This window comes from Streptomyces sp. NPDC051662 (assembly GCF_040681655.1).
Lineage (GTDB): Bacteria > Actinomycetota > Actinomycetes > Streptomycetales > Streptomycetaceae > Streptomyces.
Genome location: NZ_JBFAZD010000038.1, coordinates 63979 through 73899 on the forward strand (window position 1 = coordinate 63979; position 9921 = coordinate 73899).

At 72.2% G+C, this 9921-nt stretch carries 9 protein-coding genes; 5 read left to right on the top strand and 4 right to left on the bottom strand.

The window, feature by feature from the left end:
- Positions 1-11 precede the first annotated feature (11 nt).
- From AB0M67_RS37645 to hutU, 3 genes are all read right to left on the bottom strand, one after another.
- Entirely contained in the window at positions 12-1499 is a 1488-nt protein-coding gene (locus AB0M67_RS37645) for a formimidoylglutamate deiminase (RefSeq protein ID WP_365752154.1), read from the bottom strand.
- Entirely contained in the window at positions 1496-2704 is a 1209-nt protein-coding gene (locus AB0M67_RS37650) for an allantoate amidohydrolase (protein ID WP_365752176.1), read from the bottom strand. Before AB0M67_RS37650 ends, AB0M67_RS37645 begins: the two co-directional genes overlap by 4 nt.
- A gap of 77 nt (positions 2705-2781) precedes the next feature.
- Positions 2782-4440: a urocanate hydratase gene (hutU, locus tag AB0M67_RS37655; protein WP_365752156.1), complete on the bottom strand. Its 1659-nt coding sequence runs from the start codon at positions 4438-4440 to the stop codon at positions 2782-2784.
- A gap of 124 nt (positions 4441-4564) precedes the next feature.
- Between hutU and AB0M67_RS37660 the strand changes: the two genes are divergently transcribed.
- The 5 genes from AB0M67_RS37660 (at position 4565) to AB0M67_RS37680 (ending at position 8421) form a co-directional block, all read left to right on the top strand.
- The gene (locus tag AB0M67_RS37660) at positions 4565-6058 is read left to right on the top strand and encodes a diaminopimelate decarboxylase (RefSeq protein WP_365752158.1); all 1494 of its coding nucleotides are present in this window, start codon (positions 4565-4567) and stop codon (positions 6056-6058) included.
- A gap of 222 nt (positions 6059-6280) precedes the next feature.
- Entirely contained in the window at positions 6281-6673 is a 393-nt protein-coding gene (locus tag AB0M67_RS37665) for a hypothetical protein (RefSeq protein ID WP_365752160.1), read from the top strand.
- Positions 6670-7449 carry a transcriptional regulator gene (locus tag AB0M67_RS37670; protein WP_365752162.1) on the top strand — a complete coding sequence of 260 codons (780 nt, stop codon included), beginning with the start codon at positions 6670-6672 and terminating at the stop codon, positions 7447-7449. Before AB0M67_RS37665 ends, AB0M67_RS37670 begins: the two co-directional genes overlap by 4 nt.
- Before the next feature lie 67 nt (positions 7450-7516).
- Positions 7517-7951 (top strand): roadblock/LC7 domain-containing protein, encoded by a 435-nt coding sequence (locus AB0M67_RS37675; RefSeq protein ID WP_365752164.1) that lies wholly within the window; start codon positions 7517-7519, stop codon positions 7949-7951.
- A 95-nt stretch (positions 7952-8046) separates the two neighbouring features.
- Positions 8047-8421, top strand: coding sequence for a hypothetical protein (locus tag AB0M67_RS37680; protein ID WP_365752166.1), 375 nt, complete (start codon positions 8047-8049; stop codon positions 8419-8421).
- A 23-nt stretch (positions 8422-8444) separates the two neighbouring features.
- Here the strand turns inward: AB0M67_RS37680 and AB0M67_RS37685 are convergent, their stop codons facing one another.
- Positions 8445-9011: a hypothetical protein gene (locus tag AB0M67_RS37685; RefSeq protein ID WP_365752168.1), complete on the bottom strand. Its 567-nt coding sequence runs from the start codon at positions 9009-9011 to the stop codon at positions 8445-8447.
- Positions 9012-9921: the final 910 nt, after the last annotated feature.

Here is a 9921-nt window from a genome sequence, read left to right on the forward strand (position 1 = left end):
CGTCCGCGGCGTCAGCCGCGCAGGGCTGCGATCGAATCGGCGAGGGCCTTGGGCACGTCCGGGACGAGGGCGTGGACACCGTCCCGTACGATCCGGCGACCGCCGACCACGGTGTGGCGTATATCCGCCGCGGAGGCGGCGAATACGGCCGTCTCCGCTCCGAGCCGGGTGAGCGTGCCGGCTGTTCTGACCGAGTCCAGGGCGATGGTGGTGAGATCGGCGAGCGCGCCGCGTTCGATCCTGCCCGCCTCGTGCCAGCCGAGGGCCGCGTGGCCGTCGGCGGTCGCGGCGCGCAGGAGGGCGGCGGCCGTCCAGTGACCGCGGGTGCGGGTGCGCAGCCGTTCGTCGAGTTCCATCGCGCGGGCCTCTTCGAGCATGTCGATGACGGCGTGGCTGTCGCTGCCGAGCGACAGCGGCGAGCCCGCGCGCTGGAGCCGGGCGGCGGGGCCGATGCCGTCGGCCAGATCGCGTTCCGTGGTGGGGCACATACAGGTGCCGGTGCGGGCGCCGCCCAGCAGGGCGATGTCCTCGTCGGTGAGATGGGTGTTGTGCACGCCGGTGGTTCGGGCGCCGAGGACGCCGTGATCGGCGAGCAGACGTGTGGGGGTACGGCCGTGCACATCGAGGCAGGCGTCGTTCTCCGCGGTCTGTTCGGAGAGATGCACATGCAGCGGGGCCCGATGGGCCTCCGCCCAGTCGGCGATGGTGGAGAGCTGTTCGGCGGGTACGGCGCGTACGGAATGGATCGCCGCGCCGATCCGGGCGTGGGCGCTGTCCTTGTGGGCCGAGGCGAGGTCCGAGGCGCGCTCGGCCCAGGCGGTGGCGGTCCCGTCGGAGAAGCGGAGCTGGTGGCGCTCGGGGGGCGCGCCGCCGCGCCGCCTGGTGATGCCGGAGGAGAGATAGGCGGTGTCCAGGAGAGTGATCCGGATCCCGGCCTCGGCCGCCGCCGCGATCAGTGCCTCGCCCATCGCGTTCGGCCGGTCGTACGGAGTGCCGTCCGGGGTGTGGTGGAGGTAGTGGAATTCGCCGACGGCGGTGATCCCGGCGAGCGCCATCTCGGCGTACACGGCGCGGGCGAGCGCGTAGTACGAATCTGGGGTGAGCTTGGCGGCGATCGCGTACATGATCTCGCGCCAGGTCCAGAAGGTGCCGGAGCCGACCTGGACGGTGCCGCGCAGGGCGCGGTGGAAGGCGTGGGAGTGGGCGTTGGCCAGCCCGGGGAGGGTCAGTCCGCGCAGGGCCGTGGCCCCGGGCGGCGGGGTCATGACGCCGGTACGGACATCGGTGATGCGGCCGTCCGTGACACTTACGGCGACCCCCGGCTCGACGTAGGTGCCGAGCCAGGCGTGCTCCAGCCAGTAGACGAGCTCGCCGGGCGCGCCCGGCACGGCCCGGCTCGGCGCGGTGTCCGCTCGGTGCTCGGTGTCCACGCGGGGCTCGGTGGTCTTCCCTGTCTCCGTGACCCGCGTCCTGCCCGGTGCCGCTGTGGGGCGCGTCATGCGCACAGGAGTCCTTCCAGTACGTCGGCGAGCGCCAGGACCCCGGCCACGCAGTCGTCCTCGGCCGCGGATTCGGCCGGGGAGTGCGAGATCCCGGTGGGGTTGCGTACGAACAGCATGGCGGTAGGGATGGAGCCGGACAAAATACCCGCGTCATGCCCGGCGCCGGTGCCGAGGACGGGTACGGATCCGCCGCCGCCTGGGCGCTGTCCGAGGATCTTGCCCAGTTCGTCCCGCAGGGCGTGCTCGAACTCGACCACGGGGGTGAAGGACTCCCGTACGACAGACAGCTCGATACCGGCCCGGTCCGCGCACGCGCGGGCGGCGGCCTCGATACCGGCGACCACGGTGTCCAGCGCGGACTGGTCGGCGGCGCGGGAATCCAGCCAGCCACGGACAAGGGAGGGGATGGCGTTCACGCCGTTGGGCTCGACGGCGATCTTGCCGAAGGTGGCGAGGGCTCCGGCGAGTTCGGCCTCGCGGCGCGCGGCGAGCACGGTCTCCGCGTAGGTCAGCATCGGGTCGCGGCGGTCGGCGAGACGGGTGGTGCCCGCGTGGTTGGCCTCTCCCCGGAAGTCGAAGCGCCAGCGGCCGTGCGGCCAGATCGCCGAGGCGATCCCAACGGGGTCGCCGGAGAGGTCGAGGGCGCGGCCCTGCTCGACATGCAGCTCGATGAACGCGCCGATCCGGGCGAGGCGTTCGGGGTCGGGCCCGAGGGTGGCCGGGTCGTAGCCGGCGGCCTCCATCGCCCGGGGCAGCGTGATGCCGTCCCCGTCACGCAGCTCATGGGCCTGGTCCGCGGTGAGCTGTCCGGCGGTGAGCCGGGAGCCGACGCAGGCGAGACCGAAGCGGGCGCCTTCCTCGTCACCGAAGTTGGTGATGGCCAGGGGTCTGCTGAACCGCGCGCCCCTGCCGCGGAGTTCATCGAGTGCGGCGAAGGAGGAGACCACGCCGAGCGGTCCGTCGAAGGCGCCGCCGTCGGGTACGGAGTCCAGATGCGACCCCGTCACGACGGCGTCGCCGGCGAGCGGATCGCCGAGCCAGGCCCACTGGTTGCCGTTGCGGTCGAGTTCACAGGCCAGCCCCCGGGCCTCGGCCTGCGCGCGGAACCAGGCGCGGCACTCGGCGTCGGCGGCGGTCCAGGCGTATCGCCGGTAGCCACCGCTGCCGGAGTCACGCCCGAGTGGCGCGAGTTCGCGCCACATCTCCTGGAAGGAGGGGGGTCGGCGGGCGTCCCCCGGGGCGCGCTCGGCGTGCCCCGGCTCAGGAGGGAGCGACGCGGTCACTCGCCCTCCCGCATCGGGACGCGGACGTGGCGCTCGTCGGCGACCTCTTCCGCGAGGTCGTAGCCCGCGTCGACATGGCGGATGACGCCCATGCCGGGGTCGTTGGTCAGGACGCGGCGGATCTTCTCGCCCGCGAGCTTCGTGCCGTCGGCCACCGAGACCTGGCCGGCGTGGATGGAGCGGCCCATACCGACGCCGCCGCCGTGGTGGATGGAGACCCAGGAGGCACCGGAGGCGACATTGACCATGGCGTTGAGGAGCGGCCAGTCGGCGATGGCGTCGGAGCCGTCGAGCATGGCCTCGGTCTCGCGGTACGGGGAGGCGACCGAGCCGCAGTCCAGATGGTCGCGCCCGATGACCAGCGGGGCGGCGAGTTCACCGGAGGCGACCATGTCGTTGAAGCGCTCGCCCGCCTTGTCGCGCTCGCCGTAGCCGAGCCAGCAGATCCGGGCCGGCAGCCCCTGGAAGTGGACGCGCTCGCCCGCCATCTTGATCCAGCGGTGCAGGGACTCGTTCTCCGGGAAGAGGTCGAGGATCGCCTTGTCCGTCTTGTGGATGTCGGACGCCTCGCCGGAGAGCGCGGCCCAGCGGAACGGGCCCTTGCCCTCGCAGAACAGGGGCCGGATGTAGGCGGGCACGAAGCCGGGGAAGGCGAAGGCCCTGTCGTATCCGGCCAGTTGGGCTTCGCCGCGGATGGAGTTGCCGTAGTCGAAGACCTCGGCGCCCGCGTCCATGAAGCCGACCATCGCCTCGACATGCCGGGCCATGGACTCACGGGCGCGCTGGGTGAAGTCGGCAGGCTTCTCGGCGGCGTAGGAGGCCATCTCGTCGAAGTCGACGCCGAGCGGCAGATAGGCCAGCGGGTCATGGGCGGAGGTCTGGTCCGTGACGATGTCGATGGGGGCGCCCTCGGCGAGCATCCGGGGCAGCAGCTCCGCCGCGTTGCCGAGCAGGCCGATGGAGAGCGGACGGCGCGCGTCGCGTGCCTCGGTCGCCAGCTGGAGCGCGTGCTCCAGGCTCTCGGCCCGTACATCGAGATAGCGGTGCTCGATGCGGCGCTCGATGGCGCGCGGGTCGCAGTCGATACAGATCGCGACCCCGTCGTTCATGGTGACGGCCAGCGGCTGGGCGCCGCCCATGCCGCCCAGACCGGCGGTGAGGGTGATCGTCCCGGCGAGGGTGCCGTCGAACTTCTTGGCGGCGACGGCGGCGAACGTCTCGTAGGTGCCCTGGAGGATGCCCTGCGTGCCGATATAGATCCAGGATCCGGCCGTCATCTGCCCGTACATGGTGAGCCCGAGGGCCTCCAGGCGCCGGAACTCCTCCCAGTTCGCCCAGTCGCCGACCAGGTTGGAGTTGGCGAGGAGCACGCGCGGCGCCCACTCATGGGTCTGCATCACCCCGACCGGACGGCCGGACTGGACGAGCATCGTCTCGTCCTGCTTGAGGGTGCGGAGCGTACGCACCATCGCGTCGAAGGAGCGCCAGTCGCGGGCGGCCTTGCCGGTGCCGCCGTAGACGACGAGCTTGTCCGGGTGTTCGGCGACCTCGGGGTCCAGGTTGTTCTGGAGCATGCGGAGGGCGGCTTCCTGCTGCCATCCCAGGGCGCTCAGTTCCGTACCGCGCGGAGCCCGTACGGGTCGGGGTCCTGACATGGCGATGCCTCCTCCGTGGTGAATCCGCCGACTGATCTGTTGGCCAATCTATTCACATCCTCGCCGGATGAATACTTGTAGTCAACAGCTGCGTGTGCGGTCGGCGGATGATTGGCTGGCACGCATGGCTTCGGTTCAGCACAACGATGGCAACGGCGGAACTACCCCGCACGGCACGAACGACTCCGCGGACGGCGGTACGAGCGCGGCCTCCGGCACCGCTGCCCCCGGGGCCTCCGGTGCCGCGGCCCGCCGGGATCTCGCCGTACGGGCCGCCGTGGCGCAGGGTCTCATCAGCGAGGCCGAGCCCGTCGTCGCTCTGCTCGACGTGGCCGGAATCCGCGCCTCCGCCGCCGCGCTGCGTTCCGCCTTCGATGAGGTCACCGCCCCCGGGACCGCCGTCCTGCACGCCTTCGCGGTGAAGGCCGCACCGCTGGTGGCCGTGGTGCGCCTGCTCGGCGAAGAAGGCATCGGCGCCGAGGTCGCCAGCCCCGGCGAGCTGGCCCTCGCCCGCGCGGCGGGCATACGACCCGAGCACACCGTCCTCGACTCCCCCGCCAAGACCACCGCCGAGCTGCGCGAAGCCCTCGCGCTCGGCATCGCGGTCAACGCCGACAACCCCCAGGAGCTGGCGCGGATCGACGACCTGATCGGCTCCGGCGCGGGCCGGGGCCCCGGTCCGGGCTCCGGACCCGGCGCGGGCCCCCTCGCCTCCCCTCTCGGCCTGCGGATCAACGCGCAGGTCGGCGGCGGATCCATCGGTGCCCTGTCCACCGCCACCGCCACCTCCAAGTTCGGGATCGCGCTGCGCGACGAGGGCGCCCGCGCCTGGGTCGTCCAGGCGTATCTGGACCGCCCCTGGCTGACCCGGCTGCACACCCACTCCGGCTCGCAGGGCGTCCCGCTGGAGCGCATGACCGAGGGCGTGCGGACGGTGTACGAACTGGCCGAGGAGATCAACGCGGCGGCCGGCCGCCGGCAGATCGACACCCTCGACATCGGCGGCGGCCTCCCGGTCAACTTCGGCTCGGACGAGGAGACACCGACGTACGCGGCCTACGCCCGGCTGCTGAGGGAGACCGTCCCCGGACTGCTGGACGGCCGCTACGGACTGGTCACCGAATTCGGCCGTTCTCTGCTCGCCAAGCACGGCACGGTCCTCGCGCGTGTCGAATACGCCAAGTCCGCCGGTGGCCGCCCGATCGCGGTGACCCACGCGGGCGCGCAGGTCGCCACCCGTACCGTCTACGACCCCGCCTCCTGGCCGCTGCGCATCGCCGCGTACGACGCCGGGGGACGGCCCAAGACAGGCCCCGCCGTGGCCCAGGACATCGCGGGCCCGGCCTGTTTCGCGGGCGATCTGCTCGCCGAGAACCGGCCGGTGCCGCTGCTCGAACAGGGCGATCTGGTGGCCGCCCTCGACACCGGCGCGTACTACTTCTCCAACCACTACGCGTACAACAGCCTGGCCAGGCCGGGCGTCCACGGTTTCGTGACGGCTTCCGGGGCGACGGGCGGCGGGGTGCGCTTCGCGACCGTACGGGCCGCGCAGACGGTCGCGGAGATCGTCACCGAGTCCGGCGGCGGATACGCCGACGCGCTCCTCCTGGACGACTGAGCCGACCGCCGGGACGACCGAGGACGGCCGAGGACGGCCGAAGGCGACCGAAGGCGACCGAAGACGACCGGGACGGCCGGAAGTGGCCGGTCCCCGGGGGCCCGGCACGCATGTTCCGATGGAAAATGCCAGAACCTCCTCCCCTCGCACGAACGTTGCGTAATCTCACGGTCACTGCCGCACAACAGTGCGCCCGCACGCCCGGCTGGGAGGGGAGTCCGCGTGCCCGGAATCGACGCGTGCCTACAGGAGGCCATGAACCTGCCGGGAGCGCGCGGCGCGGCGATCGTGGACTGGACCAGCGGTCTCGCGCTCGGCACGGCGGGCGAATCGCCCAATGGCGACCATGAGGCGACGGCCGCCGAAACGGCCGAACTGGCCAGAGCCGCCGCGGAGTACACGGCCTTCGCCCCCGCCGCCTCGGCCGGCCACAAGGGCCCGCCCGTCGAGGACCTCATCGTCACCACCCGTACCGGCTATCACCTGCTGAGCTTTGTCGAGACGACGTTCGACAGCAGCGTCTTCCTCCATCTCTGGCTCGACCGCGACATCGGAAACCTCGCCCTGGCCCGGTTACGGCTGGGACAGTTGGCGGAACGGCTGGTACTGGGATGACAGCGGCGTCCGCGCACTCCACGGTGTCCCCGATGCTCGTCCGGCTGGCCGGCGAACGCGCCACCGGAGCGCTCCTGCGCGACCACGGCACGCTCTATCTCGCCGACGGCCGCGTCGTGCACGCGGAGAGCCCCGCCGCCCCCGGGATCGACGTCCTGCTCACCGCGGGCGGCCGGCTGCCGCGCGCGGGCTGGGAGGAGGCGGTCGACCGGGCGGGCGCCCGCCGCGAGGTCGGCCGGTTCCTGGTCGACAGCGGCAGCATCGGCGGCGGAGAGCTGGAGATCTGCCATCTGGGCGCGCTGTTCGACGCCGCGTACTTCGCGCTCGCCCCCGGCAGCGGGCCCACCCGGTTCCGTTACGGGGTGGCGCACTGGATCGGTCCCGTACGGCCCGTCTCCGCCTCCGCCGTCGAGCGCGAGACCCGGCGCAGACGGGAACTGCTCGACCAGGTCTGGCCGTACGCGGCCGTGGACACCGCGCCCGTACGTACGCGCGAGGCTGCGCCGGGCCAGGCGATCACCCGCCGCCAGCGAGCGCTGCTGGAGCTGGCGGACGGTGTGCGGACACCGCTGGCCATCGCCTGGGCACTGGGCAGACCCGCGTTCCACACCCTGCTGGACATCCGCCGGCTGGCCGCCGCCGGGCTGGTCGAGACGCCCGCCGAACCGGCGGCGGCCACGCCCGCGGCCGTCCCCTCCTGGGTGGCGACGGTCTCGGCCGATCCGGACATCGACCTGTTACGCCGGCTCCGCGACGCCCTGGAGGCAAGCCTGTGACTCCCCGTTCCATCCACCGGGCCAGGACGCGTGCGTCCGACGTCGTGCCGGACCACGCCACGCCGTCATGAGGCGCGCGCTGCGGGCACGCGCCGAGAGGAGACAGCTGATGACGGCGGAAGCCGAGGTACTGGGCGAGCTGAGGCGCCTGCGGGCCCGCCTCCCCCAGCTCACCGGCGCGCTCGCGGCCAGTACCGACGGTCTGGTGCTGGCCCAGGACACGGCCGAGGTGGAGGCGGAGGGGGTGGCCGCGCTGACCGCGGCGGCGCTGGGTGTCGCGCTGCGCCTCACGGACACCACCGGCCAGGGCGGCTTCCGGGAGCTGCTGATCCGGGGCGAGCTGGGGTACGTCGCGACGTACGCGGCGGGCGCCTCGGCGGTGCTGACGCTGCTGGCGGAGCCCAAGATCAACGTGGGCCGGCTCCATCTGGAGGCGCGGCGGTCCAGCACCCGGATCGGCGAACTGGTCGACGGCGCCCTGGAACGCCTGGAGAACGCCTGACCCCTGCCAGCCCCCACCCCACGCGGAACACGCGTCACCCGGGCCCCGGGACCTCCCGGACCGCCCGTACCGGACGGAAAGGAAGTGCGACACTCATGGCCAACACCGAAGCCGCCCTCAAACAGGCCACCACCGTTATCGACGGCGCCCTGGGAGCCGCCCTCGTCGACTACTCCAGCGGAATGGCTCTCGGCACGGTCGGCGGCGGCAAGGACCTCGATCTGACGGTGGCCGCGGCCGGCAACACGGATGTGGTCCGGGCCAAGGTCCGCGCCATGGAGATGCTCGGCATGAAGGACGAGATCGAGGACATACTGATCACCCTCGGCAACCAGTACCACCTGATACGGCTGCTCAAGGGGCGTGGCAACAACGGTCTGTTCCTCTATCTGGCGCTGGACAAGTCACGGGCGAATCTGGCGATGGCCCGTCACCAGCTGATGAGAATCGAAGCCGAGCTGGAGGTCTGAGAGCCGACCGGCCGCGCCGCTGTTCAGCGGCGGCGCCGTGCCCCGCCGGGCACGGCGTCACCGGCCGCGGTCCCCGTGGTCCGGTAGCCCTTGACCTTCTTGCCCACGGGGTGCCCGCTGCCGACCCAGTCGGTACGTACCCACAGGAGCACATCGTCCCGGCGCTCCCGCCGCCCCAACCAGCCCGCCTTGAGCCACAGCCCGACACCCACGCCCGCCAGGGCCGGCCCTCCGGCACCGGGCAGCGCGAACGAACTCCCCACCGCGACAAGGAAGGCGGCCAGCAGCCACCAGCGGTTCGCCCGGCGCCAGTTGCGCAGCGTCACAGCACGGTCCTGGAGGAAGTCGAACTTCCCCGCCCGCGCGGCACGGTCCGCCCACTCGCTGTACCGGCGCCGGCGTACGAGTGCGACGACCGCGGCGCACACCACGAACAGCGCCGCTCCGGTATAGCCGCCGATCCTGCGCCCGGTCAGTCCGGGAAGCAGGACACCGATCCCGGTGGCGAGAACCCCCAGCCACCACATCGGCACCGCACCGGCCCGTACGATCACGGCCACCCGTGCCAGAGACTGCCCTCCGCGCCCCACGATCCGCCTCCTCAAGCCTGTGTTGTGGCGCGCAGACTAATAAGTCTCTCTGAGCATTTCCTGAGAACCGGCGGTGGTGGGGGTTGGTTGACGGGTGCGGGTGAGGGCCGAGGGGTAGTCGGGGGCGTCCGGAGTCGGTCATGGCGGGTGGGGGCCGCCCCTAGGTTTCAGTTTCGCGGTTGCGGGTCGGGCGTCAAGGGCGCTCCTACGTCGCGTCGGCTACGCCGATTCCGCTTCGCTTCACCCTGGACTCCCAACCCTCCACCGCAAGTGCTGCTTTGAGGGGGGCGGCCCGGGGGGAGGGGTCCCCGGGAAAGCACCCATGTGCGGAGGGTCCGCCCCCGGCCTCGGGCCGGTGGGTGGTCTGCGCGGCAGTGGAATGGGGCGGCCCGGCACCGGCTCAGCGAGCTGGCGTGGGTGGGTGGTTGGGACTCATGCCCCGCTGGTGACAGTCCATTGACGGGTGCACCTGTCAGCCGAGGCGGCAAGCCTGCCACCTGACCCCTATGTCCCAGTTTGGCGGGCCATTCCGGAGTCCTCAGGCAGGTGATGTGTCCTGGGTTCGGTTAAGTCGTCCCCACGACACATCACCTCCTCCCACCGGCCCACTGGCCGCCTCCTGAGTCACAGCCACCCCACCACCCGCACAGCCTCACCAGCGGGGCATGAATCCCGACCACTTCCCGACGGTCAGTCGCTTTGCCGGGGCCGGGCCGCCCCACTCCACTCCCGCGCAGCCCCGCAGGGCCCACCGGGCTGAAAGCCGGGAACGGACCCCCGGAACATGGGTGCTTCTCCGGGGACCCCTCCCCCCGGGGCCGCCCCCCTCAAAGCTGCACTTGCGGTGGAGGGTTGGGTGTCAAGGGTGGGCGTAGCCCATCGGCTTGCCGACGCGACGAAGGAGCGCCCT